Here is an 18,256-nt window from a genome sequence, read left to right as displayed (position 1 = left end):
GGGAGCGAGCCTGCTCGCGAAAGCGAGTAATGCGAGCGATTTCAGACCCAATTGAATCTCAAGGCATGCCCATGAAAATCTCCAGACAAGCCTACGCCGACATGTTCGGCCCCACCATCGGCGACAAGGTGCGCCTGGCCGATACCGAGCTGTGGATCGAAGTCGAAAAGGACTTCACCACCTACGGCGAGGAAGTGAAGTTCGGTGGCGGCAAAGTGATCCGCGACGGCCAGGGCCAGAGTCAGTTGCTCGCCGCCGAAGTGGTCGACACGCTGATCACCAACGCGCTGATCATCGACCACTGGGGCATCGTCAAGGCCGACGTCGGCCTCAAGGACGGGCGCATCGCCGCGATCGGCAAGGCCGGCAACCCCGATGTGCAGCCCAACGTGACCATCGCCATCGGCGCCGGCACCGAAGTGATTGCCGGCGAAGGCATGATCCTCACCGCTGGCGGCATCGACACGCATATCCACTTCATTTGCCCGCAGCAGATCGAAGAAGCGTTGATGAGCGGCGTCACCACCATGATCGGCGGCGGCACCGGTCCCGCTACCGGCACCAACGCCACCACCTGCACCTCCGGCCCGTGGCATCTGGCGCGTATGCTCCAGGCCGCCGATGCCTTCCCGATGAACATCGGCCTCACCGGCAAAGGCAACGCCAGCCTGCCGGAGCCGTTGATCGAACAGGTCAAGGCCGGCGCCATCGGCCTCAAGCTGCACGAAGACTGGGGCACCACCCCGGCGAGCATCGACAACTGCCTCAACGTCGCCGACCAGTACGACGTGCAGGTAGCGATCCACACCGACACCCTCAACGAATCCGGCTTCGTCGAAACCACCCTCGGCGCATTCAAGGGCCGCACCATCCACACCTATCACACCGAAGGTGCCGGTGGCGGACACGCGCCGGACATCATCAAGGCCTGCGGTTTCCCCAACGTGCTGCCGAGCTCGACCAATCCGACCCGGCCGTTCACCCGCAACACCATCGACGAACACCTCGACATGCTGATGGTCTGCCACCACCTCGACCCGAGCATCGCCGAAGACGTCGCCTTCGCCGAAAGCCGTATCCGCCGCGAAACCATTGCCGCCGAAGACATCCTCCACGACCTCGGCGCGTTCTCGATGATCAGCTCCGACAGTCAGGCCATGGGCCGCGTCGGTGAAGTCATCACGCGCACCTGGCAGACCGCCGACAAGATGAAAAAACAGCGCGGCCCACTGCCCCAGGACGGTGAGGGCAACGACAACTTCCGCGCCAAGCGTTACATCGCCAAGTACACGATCAACCCGGCGATTACCCACGGCATCAGCCATGAAGTCGGCTCGATCGAAGTCGGCAAGTGGGCCGATCTGGTGCTGTGGCGTCCAGCGTTCTTTGGTGTGAAACCGACGCTGATTCTCAAGGGCGGCGCGATTGCCGCAAGCCTGATGGGCGACGCCAACGCCTCGATTCCCACGCCGCAACCGGTACATTACCGCCCGATGTTCGCCAGCTACGGTGGCTCGCTGCACGCCACCAGCCTGACCTTTATCAGCCAGGCGGCGCAGGAAGCCGGATTGCCAGAAGCCTTGGGATTGAAGAAGCAGATCGCTGTGGTGAAGGGCTGCCGCGACGTGCAGAAAACCGACCTGATCCACAATGACTATCTGCCGAACATCGACGTCGATCCGCAGACCTATCAGGTCAAGGCCGATGGCGTGTTGCTGTGGTGCGAACCGGCGGAAACGCTGCCGATGGCGCAGCGCTATTTTCTGTTTTGATGAAGGCGTGCGCTGAATACGGACGCGCAGGTCCGTATTCAGTCGCGACCGCTCAGGCAGTCACGGGAACAACTTCGCGATGTCCGCGTCGCTGTAGTTGTAATTGATGCGTAACTCGGTTCCTGCCGGAATATCTTCGGTAGCGAAGATGGCGTTGAGAATGAAGTCGCGGGTGACCAGTTCCTTGCCTATCAACTGTTGCGCTTCAACATCGAATGGCACGAATTCGACGTTATAACCATCCGTAGCCTGGCGAACCGGCTTGCCCGTTGCGTTGTACCAGAAATGCGTATTGATCCTGGAGATGATCGTGTCACCGACCATCGCCAGCTGGACGGGGATCAGATATCCAGGTCCTGGCTGGTAACGCACGCCGACCTTCATGGTGTATGACTGCTGGGGGAGCGGCACAAGACGTCCTGGCATGATGGCGCCAGCATAGACGCCGACCACCTCGCCTCGGCTGATGCGCCGGTTGGCAACCACCATGGACTGGCCGACCAGGGCCCGCTCACCGGGCGCACGCATGTCGGCCTCGGTGAACAATCGCCATTGCAGCTTTTCTTCATACAGCCGCGCGACATGCTCGTAGGCGCCAAACTTGATGTACGGTTTGATCTGCTCGGAGGTGTATCGGCCGCCGTCTTCGAAACGCACGAGGGTCTGGAGCTTCTTAATGCGGATAGGCGTGCCGGCGATGTCCCGGAATGGATATTTGCCGTTATTGGCTCGGTCGTAGACCCCGGGCCGATTGCTGAGAAACGAAAAGCGCGTTTCGCTGCGCATTGCACTCAACTCGTCAGCAGTGAAAGGTTTGAAGGGCATCGACTCGGACGCCAGATAGAAATGTTCATCTGCCGCATCGACATCGTCGGGCAGCTCTTCAAGGGCTGACTCATAGTCTTCATCACTCTGCCGCGCCGCCCTGCGGCTTTTACCCGGTACAACGGCGGCGTCCGGCGATGCGCTGAAATCCTCCAGCGAGTACCAGTGCTTGTGCAACGGATCATAGGCAAGCACTGGACCGGACGGCTGCAGCTCGCTGGACAGCCGGGCCCGATGCAGACCGGTCTCGGCATCGACGCCGATCAGCACCGTACCGCCGCCCTGCAAGTCCACGTATTGGCGCCCCTTGAATAGGCGAAACCCGTCAACGTCCGCTTGCGGTAGAGGGGCTGTCGAGGCGATCAGGTAACGCTCCAGCGCGGAGGCTGCGACCGTTGGGACGGAACCCGAGGTAGACGGCGTCGGATGGACTTGCACGCTGTGCGGCATGGCTGCAATTTCCATTTGCTGCGTGCTACTGCCGGGTTCGCTGGTATCGGGCGGGGTCTTGCGAATGAACGGACCGGGGGTCAGGTGCGGCGACTCGATACCGTGCGTGGCGGAATCCCGGGTTGTGCGCCCAGGGGTGGTGATATCGACTGCGCCCGGCTTGGGCGGCTTGGGTCTGACTGGCATTGACAGGCTTCCTTGCAAAGATTGCGCAGCGCTGGCCGGCCTGGCTGGCGCTACGACCGTCGGCATCCATTGCCAACATGTGCCCGGAGAACTATCAGACCATCCAGCCGGTTCATACCGGGTGAAACACTCGCAAACACTAACCCGGCACAAGCGGGCCGACTCGCGATGAGGCCGAAACAGACCTCATCGCCTCAAACAACTTATTCGACCACCAGCCGCCCCAACCGTTGACGCAACATGCGGTTCTCGGCGCGCAACTGCTTCACCTCGTCCAGCAGATCCAGCGCCAGCGCCACGCCTTCCCACTCCAGTTCCAGATCACGGCGCAGCTTCGCCGCGCGCTTGGCCAAGGCCAATTCGTAATCGGTGAAACGCCATTCCCGGGGCTGCGCGCCCTGAGGTTCGAGGATGCCGTGCTCGACGATTTCGATCACGTAGACGTCCGACAAATCGGCCGCCTCACAGAATTCTGCCAGGTCCAGTTGAACGATCAGGGGGCTGCTCATGATGGGCTACTCCGTCGTCGGGTTCAGAAGTTCTCTCGCGGATTGAAGGCGGCTTTCTTCGCCAGTTCCTGCCACAGCGCCTTGACCTCCTCGTCGGAGGCTTTTGGCATCACGGCCTTGAGCTGCACGAACAGATAACCGCGTTCGCCGGCCTTGTTCAGCAGGCCATGGCCCTTGGCGCGCATGCGCTGGCCGTTCTGGCTGCCGGCCGGGACCTTGAGGTTGATCTTGCCGGTCAGGGTCGGCACGGCCACTTCAGTGCCCAATGCCAATTCCCACGGAGCCAGGGGCAAGGTGATGATCAGGTTTTCGCCTTCGACATCGAATTTCGGGTGCGGCGCAAAACGGATGGTCAGGTACAGATCGCCATTCGCCCCGCCACCGATGCCCGGTGCGCCCTGGCCCTTCAGGCGAATCCGCTCGCCGTCGGTAACGCCGGCCGGAATCTTCACGTTCAGGCTCTTGCTGGTGTTGCTGACGTGCTGGCCGTGCGCGTTGTATTGCGGCACCTGAAAGGTGACTTTCTTCGATTCGTTCGACAGGGTTTCTTCGAGGAAGACCGGCAGTTCCATTTCCACGTCTTGCCCTCGGCGTCCGCGTGATTGGCGGCTCTCGGCGCCACCGAAACCGGGGCCGCGATTGCCGAAGATCGAACTGAAGAAGTCCGAGAAGTCGCCCGTGTCGCCACCGCCACCGCCGAAGCCGCCACGGCTCTGCCAGCCCGGCGGGCCCTGGAACGGCTGACCGTGCTGGCCATAACGGCGCAGTTCGTCGTATTCGGCGCGTTTGTCGGCACTTTTCAGCGCTTCATAGGCTTCCGAGGCGTCCTTGAACTTGGCCTCGGCGTCTTTTTCCTTGCTGACATCGGGGTGGTATTTGCGCGCCAGCTTGCGATAGGCCGCCTTGATGGCCTTGTCGTCGGCTGTCGGCTCCACGCCGAGTATCTTGTAATAGTCTTTGAAGTCCATGGAAGGATCACCATCCGTTATCGATTTCGCGCCGAGACCAGCATGCGCCGATTGGCACGTGCCGGGTTGACCGATCTCAAGTTTGTGACCGGGTGGCGCCGCAGAAGTTTATCGGCAGTGGACGACGGTTCTTGCGACCGCCGGTGTGTCTGCCGGCCCATGCCAGCAAGTTTGGGGCGAAGCGGTGCTTTTCAAGCTGTCTGCCGGCGAAATAGCGGATGACCGGCCTTCGAATCTGCCGCGCACTGGCATACACTGCGCGGCCGTTTTTTCACCGGAATCCGAAAGACATGAAAGACGCCTCTCCAGCCCGTGCCTGCGGCATCGACTTCGGCACGTCCAACTCCACCGTCGGCTGGCTGCGCCCCGGCATGGACACCATGATCGCGCTGGAAGACGACAAGATCACCCTGCCGTCGGTGGTCTTCTTCAACATCGAGGAACGTCGCCCGGTCTACGGTCGCCTGGCCCTGCACGAGTATCTGGAAGGTTACGAAGGCCGGCTGATGCGCTCGTTGAAAAGCCTGCTCGGCTCGAAGCTGATCAAGCACGACACCAGCGTCCTCGGCACGGCGATGCCGTTCAAGGACCTGCTCGGGCTGTTCATCGGCCAGCTCAAGAGCCGCGCCGAAACCGCCGCCGGTCGGGAATTCGAGCAAGTGGTGCTGGGTCGTCCGGTGTTCTTCGTCGACGACGATCCGCTGGCTGACCAGGAAGCCGAAGACACGCTGGTCGAAGTGGCGCGCAAAATCGGTTTCAAGGACGTGTCGTTCCAGTACGAGCCGATCGCGGCGGCATTCGACTACGAGTCGACCATCGAGAAAGAAGAGCTGGTGCTGATCGTCGACATCGGCGGTGGTACCTCCGACTTCTCGCTGGTGCGCCTGTCGCCCGAGCGTCGCGGTCTCGACAACCGTCACGATGACATCCTCGCCACCGGCGGTGTGCACATCGGTGGTACCGACTTCGACAAACAGCTGAGTCTGCAAGGCCTGATGCCGCTGTTCGGCTACGGCAGCCGCATGAAGAGCGGCGCGTACATGCCGACCAGTCACCACATGAACCTGGCGACCTGGCACACGATCAACTCGGTTTACTCGCAGAAATCCACGCTGGCGCTGGGCAGCATGCGCTACGACATCGAAGACACCGGCGGTATCGATCGCCTGTTCAAGCTGATCGAACAGCGCGCCGGGCACTGGCTGGCGATGGAAGTGGAAGAAACCAAGATCCAGCTGACCCACGCCGACAGCCGCCATGTGCCGCTGGACCGCATCGAAGCCGGGCTGAGCGTCGAGCTGAGCCGCGCGTTGTTCGAATCGGCGATCGAGGCCTTGCTGGAACGGGTGCGCGGCAGCGTTACGCAATTGCTCAATGATGCCGGCGTGGCGGTCGATCAGGTCGACACGGTGTTCTTCACTGGGGGCTCCAGCGGCATCCCGGCCCTGCGCAACAGCGTCTCGGCAATGCTGCCGAACGCCCGGCATGTCGAAGGCAACATCTTTGGCAGCATTGGTAGCGGTTTGGCGATTGAAGCCCGCAAACGCTATGGCGTTTAGGGGCAGCTGCAAGTTTTAAGCTGCAAGCTGCAAGCTGCAAGCTGCAAGCTAGAGCAAAAGCCACTGCGGCTCTCGCTTCTGCTTTAACTTGCAGCTTGAAGCTTGCAACTCGAAGCTGCTTTTCTAGACCATTCCTCCGAGCTTCAACTCACTCTTCAGATATGCGTAATAAATCGGCCCCGCCACCACCCCCGGCAGGCCGAACGCGGCTTCGAACACCAGCATCGCCAAAAGCAACTCCCACGACTTGGCACTGATCTGCCCGCCGACAATGCGCGCGTTGAGGAAGTATTCGAGCTTGTGGATAACGATCAGGTAGCCCAGCGCGGCGATCGCCACCCAGATCGACAGCGACAGGCCGACGATGGTGATCAGCGTGTTCGACATCAGGTTGCCGATCACCGGCAGCAGGCCGAGCAGGAAGGTCAGCACGATCAGGGTTTTGGTCAGCGGCAGCTTGATGCCGAACATCGGCAGGATCACCGCGAGGAAGATCCCGGTGAACACGGTGTTGAGCAGGGAAATCTTGATCTGCGCGAAGACGATATTGCGAAACGCCTGCACCAGCAGATGCAAACGGTCGAACAAAGCGGCGGCCAGCGGCTTGCGCTTGGTCACGTCGGGGATGCGCTGCAAGGCGATGATCGCGCCGAGCACCATGCCGATCAGCAGGGTGACGAACATGTGCGCAGCGTCCTTGCCGACAAGTTGCAGGTCGGCCAGATGCTTGCTCGCCCACTCGCCGATCGCCACGCGAAATTCCGCCGCGCTGGCCGGCAGGTAAGCGTCGATGAACGGTGGCAACTGTCCGCGCGCGCGATCGACCACGCCCATGAATTTATCGAGCGAGGCGCCGGGGTTTTCCGCTTCATGCAGGAGGAAACTGATGGCGCCGGCGAAGATCAGCGCCAGCGCACTTACTACCAGCGTGCCGAGCAGCGCCACCGCCAACCAGCGCGCACGCCGCCCTTCGATCAGCCGTTGCAGTTGCGGGGTGAGCATGTTCACCAGCTCGAACACCAGCAACCCGGCCAGCAGGCTCGGCAGCAGGCGCAGCGGCAGCACCAGCAGCAAACCGCCAAAAATGATGATGCAACTGACCCAGAACACAACATGACGCTGAGAAAACGTTGGCATACAGCCTCAAAACGAACGGCGTGAAAGGATGGGCAGTCTGCCAGCGATCCGGGGTTAGCACTAGGGATATGCGGGCCGTGGGAATGGCGGTGCATTCACCGACGCTTTCGCGAGCAGGCTCGCTCCCACAGGAGTGCGCGTTTCAAATGTGGGAGCGAGCCTGCTCGCGAAGAGGCCGGCAAGCTCACCACATTATTTACCGTTTCACTTTTTCTTCAGACACTCACTCATGAACGCCTTGCGCGCATCGCCGGCCAGCGCCTTGGTTTTCGCATCGGCATTGCAGGTGGTCATCTTCTGCTGCTGCGGGGTCAGCTCCTTGCCATCGTTGGCTGCGGGTGCCGCTTTCAGGCAGGTGCTCATGAACGCCTTGCGCTCGTCGCCCTTCAGGCTTTTGGCGGTCGCATCGGCATTGCAGGTGGTCATCTTGTTCTGTTGCGCCGTGGCGGCGAAACCCTGGGAACACACAAGCAGCCCGATCATCAACAACGGCACACGCAACATCTTCATGGAGTTTTCTCCTTGTTGCCGCACCGATGGATGCGGCCTCTGTCGCAGTGTAGTCAAAGCTTGTTACACCTTCCTGCCCTCGAGGTGGCTGCGCCGATACTGCTCCGGCGTGCAACCGGCCTGGCGGGCGAACATGGCGATGAACGCCGAGCCGCTGCTGTAGCCGAGGTCGAAAGCGATTTCCTGCACCGAACGCGAGGTTTCCAGCGCCTCGATCGCCGCCAGATAACGCAAGCGCTGACGCCACTCGCCAAAGCTCATGCCCAGCTCGCGGACAAACTGCCGCGCCAGAGTGCGCTCGCTGACATGCACTTGCGCGGCCCAATACGCCAACGGTTGGTTGTCGCCCGGCGCAGCCTGCAAGGCGTCGAGAATCGTCAGTAAGCCCGGGCTGCTCGCATATGGCAGGTAACATTCCTGCACCGGTGCCTGTTGCAGTTGATCGACCAATACCTGGGCCAGACGCTGATCGGCCTCATGCTCCGGAATCTTCACATCGCGGGCGGCGAAGTCCTTGAGAATCGCCTTGAGAATGTCACTGATCGCCAAGGTGCAGGCGCGCGCCGGCAACCGTGTGCAAACACTTGGATCAAGACACACCGCGCGATAGTTGACCGGCTGATGACTATAGAAACTGTGCTCGACCTCGGGCGGCACCCACACCGCGTACTGCGGCGGCGACATGAAGCGGCTGCCGTCGACATCCATGTGCAACACGCCATGGGCCGCGTATTCCAGCGTGCCCCAAGGATGGCGATGCGGCGCGGCATATTCGTGGGCATTGAAATCGGCGTAGCGGAAATACACCGCTGACGGCAATTCGCTGAAATCGAGCAGATCGATGTGTTTGCTGTTCATGCTGTCCGGATGCAGAGGCAGGTTGTCCGGTTCGCAGTATAGGCCTGCATCCAGACAGGCGATAATCGCGCTTCATCAACGTTCTGGTTTTTGTCCCATGCAATACGCGTTTCCCCTGCTGGCGATTTTCATCTGGGCCGGCAACACCGTGATCAACAAACTGGCGGTCGGCGCGATCTTTCCCGCCGAGATCGGTTTCTATCGCTGGCTGCTCGCCGGCGTGCTGTTCACGCCATTCATGCTGAAGAAAGTCATCGCCCACTGGCCGCAGATTCGGCCGAACCTGGGGCGGATTTTCATCCTCGGCGTACTCGGCATGGCGGTGTATCAGAGCCTCGCCTATTTCGCCGCAACACTGACCACCGCAACCAATATGGGCATCATCCTGTCGTTGATGCCATTGATGTCGCTGGCCATGGCGATCATCAGCCTCGGCCAGCGCCTGACGGCTGGTGCGCTGGTCGGTGCGGTGCTGTCGTTCGCTGGCGTGCTGGTGGTGGTGTCATCCGGCAGCCTCGGAGCGCTGCTGCAACACGGGGTCAATCTGGGCGATGCGATGATGCTGATCGCCACGCTGGCCTACGCCGTTTACAGCACGCTGCTGAAAAAGTGGCAACTGCGCCTGCCGCCACTGGTGCTGCTGTACTTGCAGGTGCTGGTGGCGATTGTGGTGTTGTTTCCATTGTTCGCTGCTTCGCCAAAGACCGGGCTGAACCTGCAGAACGTGCCGCTGGTGCTGTATGCATGCCTGCTGGCCTCGATGGTCGCGCCGCTGGCGTGGATGCAGGCGGTGCAGCGACTGGGGCCGAGCCGGACGACGTTGTTCTTCAATCTGCTGCCATTGATTACCGCGCTGATTGCGGCGGTGGTGTTGAAGGAACAGTTGGCGATGTATCACCTGGTGGGTGGGTTGCTGACCTTGGCTGGGGTGGTTTTGTCGGAGCGCTGGACCACGGTGCTGGGCCGGCGGGTCGGCGTTGCCTGATAAGGCCCCTTCGCGAGCAGGCTCGCTCCCACGTTGAAATGCAGACACCTGTGGGAGCGAGCCTGCTCGCGAAGAACGATGACGCGGTCTGTTTGGCTATAACCCTGCAGCCTCCAGCCGCGCCGCATGCTCGACAAACAGCCTTACCGGATCTGCGCCCTTGCCCACCAGCCCCAGCGACTGATTGACGATGTCGAAATGATCCAGCGGATAGTCATCACCGATCACCGTGCCCAGATGCGAGCTGTAACGGCCGACCATGCCGTCGCACTGCCCCGGCTCGCGAACGAAGGTCCTGGCGAACAAGCGACAACTGCGGTTGGTGCCGTCAAAAAGATTGCCGCCACGATCGGTCTTGCCCGGTTGCAGCGTCCCTGACCAGGAGTAATAGCGCACACCATTGGCCTCTTCCGGCCCCGGCCCGCCCCACGTTTCCGGCAGCCCCTGTGGATAACGCTGATTGAATAATGCAACGCCCGCCGTCGTCAGCGATTGGTGAGAAGCGTGGATATCCACCGGCAGTTTCGGCCCGTGATAACCCGTGTCGAGCAATGCCATGACCCAGCCGATCAGGCGCAGCAACGCTTCGAGCAAGCGCCCCTTGGCGCTGTTGGCGGGATAGTGCTTTTCCAGATAATCGGCCAACTCCGAACCATGATTAGGCCCGGCCACCGATGTTACCGAGGCGACCAGATCCGGGCGCTTCGCCGCCGCATACCGTGCGGTCAACGCGCCTTGGCTGTGACCGAACAGATTGACCTTCGGCGCCCCGCTCTCGCGCAGAATTTCCTCGATCCGCGCCAGCAATTGCTCGCCGCGCACTTCCGTGGAGTTGAGTGGCGAGACCTGCACCGCGACCACCGTCGCACCACCACGGCGCAAGGCCTTGATGATGCCGAACCAATACGGATAAAGCACCAGCCGGACAAAGCCGAGCATGCCCGGCACCAGCACCAGTGGATAACGTGTCGACATGGGGTACATCCTTGTGCGCGGTGGGTGGAGGCCAGACGTGCAAGACGCTCGCCAAGCATCCACCTCGACGATGACAACTCAACGATAAGCCTATTCCAGCTCTGACCCTGCCGACATCGCAGTCCTCAGCAGTTCCTGAACCGAGTCCGGCGTAAATCGCATAAAACTTTTCGCTTCGCTCAAGACTCACACCCTGAGTAGCGACCGCGTCTTCAGAACGTGGCGCCTATCGGATTAGCCTCCAGGAGAATGAAATGAGTGACGTGCATTTGTCTGATGTTCAAACCCTGCGCGAACGCGCGCGGCAACACGTGGAAAACGGCGCGGTCACCGAGGGCTACAACGCCAACCGTGAGGAAATACTGCGTTTGCTCAATGAGTCGCTGGCCACCGAGCTGGTGTGCACCTTGCGCTACAAGCGCCACTACTTCATGGCCAACGGCCTGAAAGCCAACGTCGCCGCCGACGAATTTCTCGAGCACGCCAACCAGGAAGCCGAGCACGCCGATCGCCTCGCCGAGCGCATCGTGCAACTGGGCGGTGAGCCTGAGTTCAACCCTGACCTGCTGAGCAAGATGTCCCACGCGCAATACGTGGCCGGCAACACGCTCAAGGAAATGGTTTACGAAGATCTGGTGGCCGAGCGCATCGCCATCGACAGCTACCGCGAAATCATCCAGTACATCGGTGACAAGGACCCGACCACCCGCCGCATCTTCGAAGACATCCTCGCCCAGGAAGAAGAACACGCCGACGACATGGCGGATATCCTTAACGATCTGTAATCCTTAACAGCAAAAGATCGCAGCCTTCGGCAGCTCCTACAGGGGGAACGCATTCCAAATGTAGGAGCTGCCGAAGGCTGCGATCTTTTGATCTGCCCTGCTTACTTGCTGGGTTTAACGGTCACCGGCGCCTTGCCCTGCTTCATCTGTTCCAGCAACGGCGCACATTGATTCGGTTCGCCACCGCTCGGCGCCACCAGCGCCAGCAATCCCGCCGCCGGTGCGGCTATCACGCCCAGCGCAACCATCCCCGCCCCGCGCAGCATCAACGGTACGGCTTTGACGCCGGCATCCGGTTTGATGAATTTGCCGCGCACATACAGCGGCGAGCGCAGGGAGATCAGTCGCCAGCCTTTCGACTCAGGGGTCACGGTCAGATCGAGTTGCTCGGTGGCCATGTTCGCCGTGCCATCGATGTAGATGATTGCGTTCTCGGTATCGAAGACAAACAGCCGTGTCGTGGCCAGGCCGGTCTTGATGTCGAAGTCCGCGGCCGCGCAATTGATCTTCACTTCCTTGTCGCCAAAGATCTTGCCGACCACGTAGTTGCCGACGTTGAGCCCGGCCAGTTCCATCAGCTCGCGGCTGATCGCACCGTCGTTGGTCAGCATCTTCAGATTGCCGTTGGCGCCACCGAGGAGCTTGGCCACGGAGTTGCCCCGGCCACTGATGTCGGCATCGCCATTGAGCTCACCGAAACTGGTTTTCATCGGCTCGAAAGTGGGGAACAGCTCTTTGAGTTTGAATTTGCGTGCGGTCAACCGCGCCCGGCCTTCCAACGGCTCGGTGCGGCCATTGAGGCGGATCAGCGCATCCAGGGTGCCGCCGGCGACGCCAAAGCGCAGCGGTTCCAGGCTGAGTTCGCCGTCGTTGAGTTTCAGATGGGTATAGAGGTCGTTGAACGGCAGCTTCTCGCTGTGAACGATGCGCTTGCCGGTGAACTCGACATCCGCGTCCATGGCGCGCCAGCGATCAGTCTTAAACTCTTCGACCGGCAGGACTTTGTCTGCCGGCTGCTTGCTCGCGCCGCCACGGGCCTTTTGCTCGGTGTTGGAATCGGCACCGATCAACGGTGCAAGGTCGGCGAACAGCAGTTGATTGGAGAGCAACGCACCCGTGAGTTTCGGCCGTGGCTGGCTGGCCACGTAGGTCAGGTCGCCGTGGATGTCGCTGTCGCCGATCTTGCCGTTGAATTTCTCATAAGTGAATTTTGCCCCGGCCTCGTCATGCAGCTTGGCGATCAGGTGGCCGTCGGTGGAATACGGTGGGGTGTCCGGCAGCGTCACGCCGGTCAGTGGGTAGAGATTGCCGAGACTGTCGCCAGCGAGTTTCAAGCGCAGGTCGAGGGCGCCGAGATTCAGCGGGTCAGTCAGGGTGCCGGCCAGTTCGATACGGGTATCGCCGATCTTCGCCTGGGCCTGCAACGGGAACGGCTTGCTCGCGTCCTGCAAGGCCAGCAACCCGCCGATCTTGCCCTGCCCGGTGAGGTTCTGCGCGTGGTATTGGCCTTTGACCTTGAGTGCAAAGGCATAGTCCTGCGGTGCGCCGCCCTTGTCCTGAGCGGTTTTCGCCGCTTTGTCGCCAACAATCTCGCTGAAGGGAATCGGCTTGCCGAGCGGGTCGATCAGCACATCGAGGTTGGTCTTCAGGGTCTGGTCGTCGAGGGTCACGTGGCCCTTGTCGAAACCGATCGCGCCGATATCGACCACCCAGCTCGAAGGCTCGGCGTTCGGGTCCTTGGGATCGAATTTGAACGTCCAGTTGGCGCGGCCATCGGCCAGACGTTGCAGCTCGGCATTCGGCTCGGTCAGGTCGATGCGCGGAATCACCACGCGTTGAGCCAGCAGGGCCAGCGGCGAAATGCGCAGCTCGACGCGTTTCAGGGTGACCATCTGCGGCTGCTTCGACCAGTCCGGGTTGCCCAGGCTCAGATCCTCGGCGACCACGTGCGGCCAAGGCACCCAAGAGCGCCAGCCGCCTTCTTCCGGCTCGCGCTGCCAGATCACTGCGAGGTTGCCATTGATGGCAAACGCCCGGTGCAGTTCTTCCGAAACTTTGGCGTTGATCGTGGGTTTGATCCGGTTCCAGTCGAAAAACACGATGATCAGAATCAAGGCTGCCAGCAGCAGCGCGAGGATGGCGAAGGTCCAGCTGAAGATTTTTCCAGTGCGCGTCATGCACAAAGCTCCTGATCACGACCGCACGCCGAACATCCCGACGCACAGCTGAAACGGCAGACCGAAGCGGCCCCTATGCAGTCTGTGACTGGCGAAAGGCCCGCAGGTTTAATTGAAAGGCAGTTTAAGCCATAAAAAGCCCGGCAAAACTGACCGATCGGTCGAGCAGTGTTACCGCCACCCGCACTTTTGCGAGGCACGAGTGAGTCGAAAATACCCACGACGGTGCAAAACCGTCGCCCGCAAAGGCGCGATCTAGAGCCTTCGCGCCGAACAATCAATTCTGTTGATTATTACCATTGCGTTTATGAACTTTTATATCGACTTATCGAGAGTAGCATTGCCCTCGTACCCACTTTATCGCCCTCCCAAGGAGCCACTATCATGAAACGCCAATTACTGCTCAGCCTTACCCTGTCGATGCTAGCCAGCACTGCTTTCGCCCTGCCCGCTGCCGATCAGGCCACTCCGCAAGTCAAAGACAGCCACTCGGTGTTTAGCCAGACCGTAGCTTCCGACGGTTCCGAGCGCACTCCACAAGGTCAGACCCTGGCTGAAAACGGCCGCAACCGCCTCGAAGAAAAAGGCCTGGTTCAAGACGGCTCGGATCGCACCCCTCAAGGCCAGGCCCTGGCTGAAAACGGTCGCAACCGCCTCGAAGAAAAAGGCCTGGTTCAGGACGGCTCTGATCGCACCCCACAAGGTCAGATCCTCGCTTCCGACGGTACCGAGCGCACCCCACAAGGCCAGACCCTGGCATCTGACGGTTCCGAGCGCACTCCACAGGGCCAGACCCTGGCTGATGACGGCTTCGATAAAACCCCACTGGGTCAAGCCCTCGCTGAAGGCGGTGGTGACCGTGTGATCGAACGCAACAGCAAATTGAGCTGAGCCCATGACGGCCCGGCAAAAAAGCCCAATCAGCGGATTGGGCTTTTGACTTTTCAGCTTCTGTAAAACCCTCGCTGAACGACTCCCCGTTCGACGCCGACAAAGCCGATTTGCTAGAGTGCGGCGCTTGTCCTGCCGAAGAACACACCCTGCGATGCTGCCCCGCGCCGAACAGAAACAACAGACCCGCAACGCCCTGATGGACGCTGCCCGCCACCTGATGGAAAGCGGCCGAGGATTCGGCAGCCTGAGCCTGCGCGAAGTGAGCAAGACCGCCGGCATCGTGCCCACCGGTTTCTACCGGCACTTCGCCGATATGGACGAGTTGGGGCTGGTGCTGGTCAGTGAAGTCGGCCAGACCTTCCGCGAGACCATCCGCCTGGTGCGGCACAATGAATTCGTCATGGGCGGCATCATCGACGCTTCGGTGCGCATCTTCCTTGATGTGGTCAACGCCAACCGCTCGCAATTCCTGTTTCTCGCCCGCGAACAATACGGCGGCTCGCTGCCGGTACGTCAGGCAATCGGACGCCTGCGGGAGAACATCAGCGCCGACCTCGCGGCGGACCTGGCGCTGATGCCCAAGCTGCAACATCTGGATCTGGCAGGCCTCAGCGTGATGGCTGACCTGATCGTCAAATCGGTGTTCGCCACCCTCCCCGACATCATCGACCCGCCCGCCGAAGCCTTGCCGGAGCATCTGACCCCACAGGCGAAGATCACCCAGCAACTGCGCTTCATCTTCATCGGCCTCAAGCACTGGCAAGGGCTGGGCAGTACCGAGTAATCCCTTCTTTATCTGACACAGCGCAAAGCCCCTGTGGGAGCGAGCCTGCTCGCGAAAGCGCTGGGTCAGCTGAATACATCTGTCTGACACGGCGCATTCGCGAGCAGGCTCGCTCCCACATTGAACATCCGCCATCGCCTCGCTTTGGTGCATGACAAATTGTTCATGCACCAAAACCTTCCAGAATCGCCGCGCCTGTTGAAAGATCAGGCACGCGCCGACAGCTATTTCCTACAGATCGCCCGATTGGCGCGGCGCTTGCTCTAGCCCAATCAACGTTCATTGCTGGAAGCTTTCCGATGCTGGTGATTCATCGCAGAATCGACCCTCAACCCGCCTGGGCCGCCGAGCTGCACCTGACCTTCGAAGCGCGCAGCAAAAGCCGTTTGCGCTGTTTCAGTGCCGAAGGCGAAGACGTCGGGTTGTTTTTGGAGCGCGGCCAGCCACCGCTGTATGACGGCGAATGTCTGCAGGCCGAAGACGGCCGTGTCGTGCGCGTCTGCGCCCGTCCCGAACAACTGCTCCACGTCACTTGCGCCAATGCGTTCGAACTGACGCGCGCGGCCTATCACCTCGGCAACCGCCACGTCGCCCTGCAAGTCGGCGACGGCTGGCTGCGCCTGCTCGACGATTACGTGCTCAAAGCGATGCTCGAACAGCTCGGCGCACAGGTCGAGGCCATCGAAGCGCCGTTCCAGCCGGAACACGGCGCCTACGGCGGCGGCCATCATCACTCCCGCCACGGTGATGAAGACTTCAACTACGCGCCAAAACTTCACCAGTTCGGCGTGCGCCTGTGAATCCGGCCTGGGCGCTGCTGCGTCTGGCCAGTCCGCAACTGCCGATTGGCGGCTACAGCTATTCCCAGGGTCTGGAAATGGCGGTGGATAACGGCCGGGTCCACAACCCTGACGCCGCCCGGCGCTGGATCAGCGATCAACTGCTGCTCAATCTCGCCCGCTTCGAAGCGCCGCTGCTGTTGGCGCATTGCCAAGCCGCAGCAAATGAAAACTGGGCCGAATTACGACAACTCTGCGAGAGCCACCGCGCCAGTCGCGAAACCCGCGAGTTGCATCTGGAGAGCCGGCAGATGGGTTACTCCTTGCAGCAGTTGTTGAACGGCTTGCCGGAACTCGACGAGCCTGCCCGCGACTTTCTTGACCAGACCACAGAACCGCACCTGGCCTTGTGCTGGGCGCTGGCAGCACGCGCCTGGGGCATCAATCCGCAGGATGCCCTTGCCGCGTGGCTGTGGAGCTGGCTGGAAAACCAGCTCGCCGTGTTGATGAAGACCCTGCCGTTGGGCCAGCAAGCCGCCCAGCGCCTGACCAGCGAACTGCTGCCGCTGCTGCAACAGGCGCAGCACGATGCAACCCGCATAAATCCCGAACACATCGGCAGCGCCGCCTTTGGCCTGTCCTTGGCGTGCATGGCCCACGAGCGCCAGTACAGCCGTCTCTTCCGCTCTTAGGGCTGTTTATTTTGGAGAATGAAATGGATACACAACCCCTGCGCGTCGGCATCGGCGGCCCGGTCGGTTCCGGCAAGACCGCGCTGACTTTGGCCCTGTGCCTGGCCCTGCGCGAGCGTTACAACCTCGCCGTGGTCACCAACGACATCTACACCCGCGAAGACGCCGATTTCCTCGTGCGCAACGAAGCCCTCGCGCCGGAGCGGATCATCGGCGTGGAAACCGGCGGCTGCCCGCACACGGCGATCCGCGAAGACGCCTCGATCAACCTCGAAGCGGTCGATCAACTGAACCGGCGCTTTCCGGGGCTGGATCTGATTCTGGTGGAGTCCGGCGGCGACAACCTCTCGGCGACCTTCAGCCCGGAGCTGTCGGATCTGACCATCTACGTGATCGACGTCTCCGCCGGCGACAAGCTGCCGCGCAAGGGCGGCCCGGGGATCTGCAAGTCCGACCTGCTGGTGATCAACAAGATCGACCTCGCGCCACTGGTGGGCGCCTCGCTGGAAATGATGGACAGCGACACCAAACGCATGCGCAACGGCAAGCCGTTCGTGTTCAGCAACCAGAAAACCGGTCAGGGCCTCGAAGAAATCATCGCCTTCATCGAACGTCAGGGCCTGCTGACCGCCGCCTGATCCATTTATTCACAAGGAAGCTTATCCATGACACTCAAACGCATTCTTGGCGCTCTGGCGTTGCTGCTGACACCGGCGCTGGCCTTCGCTCACCCGGGCCATGGCGACAGCGGCCTCGTCGCGGGCATCAGCCACCCGATCGGCGGGCTCGACCACTTGCTGGCAATGCTCGCCGTCGGTTTGTGGGCGGCGCAGCAACAAGGCGCGGCGCGCTGGGCGCTGCCGTGCACTTTTGTCGGCACCATGTTGCTCGGAGGTTTGCTCGGTTTTGAGGGGCTCGAGTTGCCGGCGCTGGAAAGCGGGATTGCCGCTTCGGTATTGGCGCTAGGCCTGGCCGTGGCACTGGCGGTGCGTCCGCCGCTGGTGATGGCGGTGGCCGCGACGGCACTGTTTGCGCTGTTCCATGGCGTGGCGCATGGGCTGGAGCTGCCGGACATGAGCAGCCCGTGGGCGTATGCGGCCGGGTTTGTCGCGGCGACGGCGGTTTTGCATGCGCTCGGTTATGGCGTGGTGCGAGTTCTTCCGCAGGCAGCGGCGCCGCTGGTGCGGTTGGCGGGTGCGGCTTCGGCGGCGACCGGGGTGTGGTTGTTGGCAGGCTGATTTTTTAGCGCCTGCACTGGCCTCTTCGCGAGCAGGCTCGCTCCCACAGGTTTTGTGTACGCTGCAAATCCACTGTGGGAGTGAGCCTGCTCGCGAAGACGGCCTGGCAGACACCGCCTCTCTCAAGCGGTGCTCTCTGCTACCATGTCGCGCAATCGCCCCAGCCCGTGACG

At 61.3% G+C, this 18,256-nt stretch carries 18 protein-coding genes; 10 read left to right on the top strand and 8 right to left on the bottom strand.

Going from position 1 to position 18,256, the window contains the following annotated elements; all coding sequences use genetic code 11:
- Positions 1–71: 71 nt before the first annotated feature.
- Positions 72–1,772 (top strand): urease subunit alpha, encoded by a 1,701-nt coding sequence (gene ureC, locus J5M66_RS22000; protein WP_207809776.1) that lies wholly within the window; start codon positions 72–74, stop codon positions 1,770–1,772.
- Positions 1,773–1,832: 60 nt separating this feature from the next.
- Here the strand turns inward: ureC and J5M66_RS21995 are convergent, their stop codons facing one another.
- From J5M66_RS21995 to J5M66_RS21985, 3 genes are all read right to left on the bottom strand, one after another.
- Complete coding sequence (locus tag J5M66_RS21995; protein WP_243433025.1) at positions 1,833–3,233, bottom strand: hypothetical protein; 1,401 nt, start codon at positions 3,231–3,233, stop codon at positions 1,833–1,835.
- A 203-nt stretch (positions 3,234–3,436) separates the two neighbouring features.
- Positions 3,437–3,742, bottom strand: coding sequence for a chaperone modulator CbpM (locus J5M66_RS21990; protein WP_016771896.1), 306 nt, complete (start codon positions 3,740–3,742; stop codon positions 3,437–3,439).
- Between the two features lie 23 nt (positions 3,743–3,765).
- The gene (locus J5M66_RS21985; protein ID WP_110603615.1) at positions 3,766–4,710 is read right to left on the bottom strand and encodes a DnaJ C-terminal domain-containing protein; all 945 of its coding nucleotides are present in this window, start codon (positions 4,708–4,710) and stop codon (positions 3,766–3,768) included.
- Between the two features lie 290 nt (positions 4,711–5,000).
- On the opposite strand from J5M66_RS21985, the gene J5M66_RS21980 reads away from it, so the two are divergent.
- Positions 5,001–6,269 carry an Hsp70 family protein gene (locus J5M66_RS21980; RefSeq protein ID WP_024011396.1) on the top strand — a complete coding sequence of 423 codons (1,269 nt, stop codon included), beginning with the start codon at positions 5,001–5,003 and terminating at the stop codon, positions 6,267–6,269.
- A gap of 123 nt (positions 6,270–6,392) precedes the next feature.
- On the opposite strand, the gene J5M66_RS21975 is transcribed toward J5M66_RS21980, so the two are convergent.
- The 3 genes from J5M66_RS21975 to J5M66_RS21965 form a co-directional block, all read right to left on the bottom strand.
- Positions 6,393–7,406: a membrane protein gene (locus J5M66_RS21975; protein WP_016771899.1), complete on the bottom strand. Its 1,014-nt coding sequence runs from the start codon at positions 7,404–7,406 to the stop codon at positions 6,393–6,395.
- Positions 7,407–7,610: 204 nt separating this feature from the next.
- On the bottom strand, positions 7,611–7,916 hold the full coding sequence (locus J5M66_RS21970; RefSeq protein WP_122881171.1) for a PsiF family protein: 306 nt from the start codon (positions 7,914–7,916) through the stop codon (positions 7,611–7,613).
- A gap of 63 nt (positions 7,917–7,979) precedes the next feature.
- Complete coding sequence (locus tag J5M66_RS21965; RefSeq protein WP_207809774.1) at positions 7,980–8,774, bottom strand: helix-turn-helix transcriptional regulator; 795 nt, start codon at positions 8,772–8,774, stop codon at positions 7,980–7,982.
- Positions 8,775–8,871: 97 nt separating this feature from the next.
- On the opposite strand from J5M66_RS21965, the gene J5M66_RS21960 reads away from it, so the two are divergent.
- Positions 8,872–9,759: a DMT family transporter gene (locus J5M66_RS21960; protein WP_016771902.1), complete on the top strand. Its 888-nt coding sequence runs from the start codon at positions 8,872–8,874 to the stop codon at positions 9,757–9,759.
- Positions 9,760–9,855: 96 nt separating this feature from the next.
- Here the strand turns inward: J5M66_RS21960 and J5M66_RS21955 are convergent, their stop codons facing one another.
- Positions 9,856–10,734: a triacylglycerol lipase gene (locus tag J5M66_RS21955; protein ID WP_206421129.1), complete on the bottom strand. Its 879-nt coding sequence runs from the start codon at positions 10,732–10,734 to the stop codon at positions 9,856–9,858.
- Positions 10,735–10,988: 254 nt separating this feature from the next.
- Between J5M66_RS21955 and J5M66_RS21950 the strand changes: the two genes are divergently transcribed.
- Positions 10,989–11,519, top strand: coding sequence for a ferritin-like domain-containing protein (locus tag J5M66_RS21950; RefSeq protein WP_016771904.1), 531 nt, complete (start codon positions 10,989–10,991; stop codon positions 11,517–11,519).
- Between the two features lie 101 nt (positions 11,520–11,620).
- On the opposite strand, the gene J5M66_RS21945 is transcribed toward J5M66_RS21950, so the two are convergent.
- Complete coding sequence (locus tag J5M66_RS21945) at positions 11,621–13,696, bottom strand: AsmA family protein (protein WP_207809772.1); 2,076 nt, start codon at positions 13,694–13,696, stop codon at positions 11,621–11,623.
- A gap of 384 nt (positions 13,697–14,080) precedes the next feature.
- Between J5M66_RS21945 and J5M66_RS21940 the strand changes: the two genes are divergently transcribed.
- From J5M66_RS21940 to J5M66_RS21915, 6 genes are all read left to right on the top strand, one after another.
- The gene (locus J5M66_RS21940) at positions 14,081–14,587 is read left to right on the top strand and encodes a hypothetical protein (protein ID WP_123443926.1); all 507 of its coding nucleotides are present in this window, start codon (positions 14,081–14,083) and stop codon (positions 14,585–14,587) included.
- A gap of 154 nt (positions 14,588–14,741) precedes the next feature.
- The gene (locus J5M66_RS21935) at positions 14,742–15,374 is read left to right on the top strand and encodes a TetR family transcriptional regulator (RefSeq protein WP_016771906.1); all 633 of its coding nucleotides are present in this window, start codon (positions 14,742–14,744) and stop codon (positions 15,372–15,374) included.
- A gap of 299 nt (positions 15,375–15,673) precedes the next feature.
- Complete coding sequence (gene ureE / locus J5M66_RS21930) at positions 15,674–16,174, top strand: urease accessory protein UreE (protein ID WP_024011390.1); 501 nt, start codon at positions 15,674–15,676, stop codon at positions 16,172–16,174.
- The gene (locus J5M66_RS21925; RefSeq protein WP_207809770.1) at positions 16,171–16,845 is read left to right on the top strand and encodes an urease accessory protein UreF; all 675 of its coding nucleotides are present in this window, start codon (positions 16,171–16,173) and stop codon (positions 16,843–16,845) included. The genes ureE and J5M66_RS21925 overlap by 4 nt, the downstream gene beginning before the upstream one ends.
- A 23-nt stretch (positions 16,846–16,868) precedes the next feature.
- The gene (gene ureG, locus J5M66_RS21920; RefSeq protein WP_016771910.1) at positions 16,869–17,483 is read left to right on the top strand and encodes an urease accessory protein UreG; all 615 of its coding nucleotides are present in this window, start codon (positions 16,869–16,871) and stop codon (positions 17,481–17,483) included.
- Positions 17,484–17,510: 27 nt separating this feature from the next.
- The gene (locus J5M66_RS21915) at positions 17,511–18,083 is read left to right on the top strand and encodes a HupE/UreJ family protein (RefSeq protein ID WP_016771911.1); all 573 of its coding nucleotides are present in this window, start codon (positions 17,511–17,513) and stop codon (positions 18,081–18,083) included.
- The last annotated feature ends 173 nt before the right edge of the window (positions 18,084–18,256 follow it).

Origin of the sequence: Pseudomonas sp. 67(2021), from assembly GCF_017491835.1 — a bacterium.
In the GTDB taxonomy this organism is placed as follows: Bacteria; Pseudomonadota; Gammaproteobacteria; order Pseudomonadales; family Pseudomonadaceae; genus Aquipseudomonas; species Aquipseudomonas atacamensis.
This window is presented reverse-complemented; position numbering and strand designations above follow the sequence as displayed.

What these genes read in the sequence shown, in the direction of transcription:
- ureC (WP_207809776.1), top strand. Translation starts at nt 72, where the DNA reads ATGAAAATCTCCAGACAAGCCTACGCCGACATGTTCGGCCCCACCATC.
- J5M66_RS21995 (WP_243433025.1), bottom strand. Translation starts at nt 3,233, where the DNA reads ATGCCAGTCAGACCCAAGCCGCCCAAGCCGGGCGCAGTCGATATCACC.
- J5M66_RS21990 (WP_016771896.1), bottom strand. Translation starts at nt 3,742, where the DNA reads ATGAGCAGCCCCCTGATCGTTCAACTGGACCTGGCAGAATTCTGTGAG.
- J5M66_RS21985 (WP_110603615.1), bottom strand. Translation starts at nt 4,710, where the DNA reads ATGGACTTCAAAGACTATTACAAGATACTCGGCGTGGAGCCGACAGCC.
- J5M66_RS21980 (WP_024011396.1), top strand. Translation starts at nt 5,001, where the DNA reads ATGAAAGACGCCTCTCCAGCCCGTGCCTGCGGCATCGACTTCGGCACG.
- J5M66_RS21975 (WP_016771899.1), bottom strand. Translation starts at nt 7,406, where the DNA reads ATGCCAACGTTTTCTCAGCGTCATGTTGTGTTCTGGGTCAGTTGCATC.
- J5M66_RS21970 (WP_122881171.1), bottom strand. Translation starts at nt 7,916, where the DNA reads ATGAAGATGTTGCGTGTGCCGTTGTTGATGATCGGGCTGCTTGTGTGT.
- J5M66_RS21965 (WP_207809774.1), bottom strand. Translation starts at nt 8,774, where the DNA reads ATGAACAGCAAACACATCGATCTGCTCGATTTCAGCGAATTGCCGTCA.
- J5M66_RS21960 (WP_016771902.1), top strand. Translation starts at nt 8,872, where the DNA reads ATGCAATACGCGTTTCCCCTGCTGGCGATTTTCATCTGGGCCGGCAAC.
- J5M66_RS21955 (WP_206421129.1), bottom strand. Translation starts at nt 10,734, where the DNA reads ATGTCGACACGTTATCCACTGGTGCTGGTGCCGGGCATGCTCGGCTTT.
- J5M66_RS21950 (WP_016771904.1), top strand. Translation starts at nt 10,989, where the DNA reads ATGAGTGACGTGCATTTGTCTGATGTTCAAACCCTGCGCGAACGCGCG.
- J5M66_RS21945 (WP_207809772.1), bottom strand. Translation starts at nt 13,696, where the DNA reads ATGACGCGCACTGGAAAAATCTTCAGCTGGACCTTCGCCATCCTCGCG.
- J5M66_RS21940 (WP_123443926.1), top strand. Translation starts at nt 14,081, where the DNA reads ATGAAACGCCAATTACTGCTCAGCCTTACCCTGTCGATGCTAGCCAGC.
- J5M66_RS21935 (WP_016771906.1), top strand. Translation starts at nt 14,742, where the DNA reads ATGCTGCCCCGCGCCGAACAGAAACAACAGACCCGCAACGCCCTGATG.
- ureE (WP_024011390.1), top strand. Translation starts at nt 15,674, where the DNA reads ATGCTGGTGATTCATCGCAGAATCGACCCTCAACCCGCCTGGGCCGCC.
- ureG (WP_016771910.1), top strand. Translation starts at nt 16,869, where the DNA reads ATGGATACACAACCCCTGCGCGTCGGCATCGGCGGCCCGGTCGGTTCC.
- J5M66_RS21915 (WP_016771911.1), top strand. Translation starts at nt 17,511, where the DNA reads ATGACACTCAAACGCATTCTTGGCGCTCTGGCGTTGCTGCTGACACCG.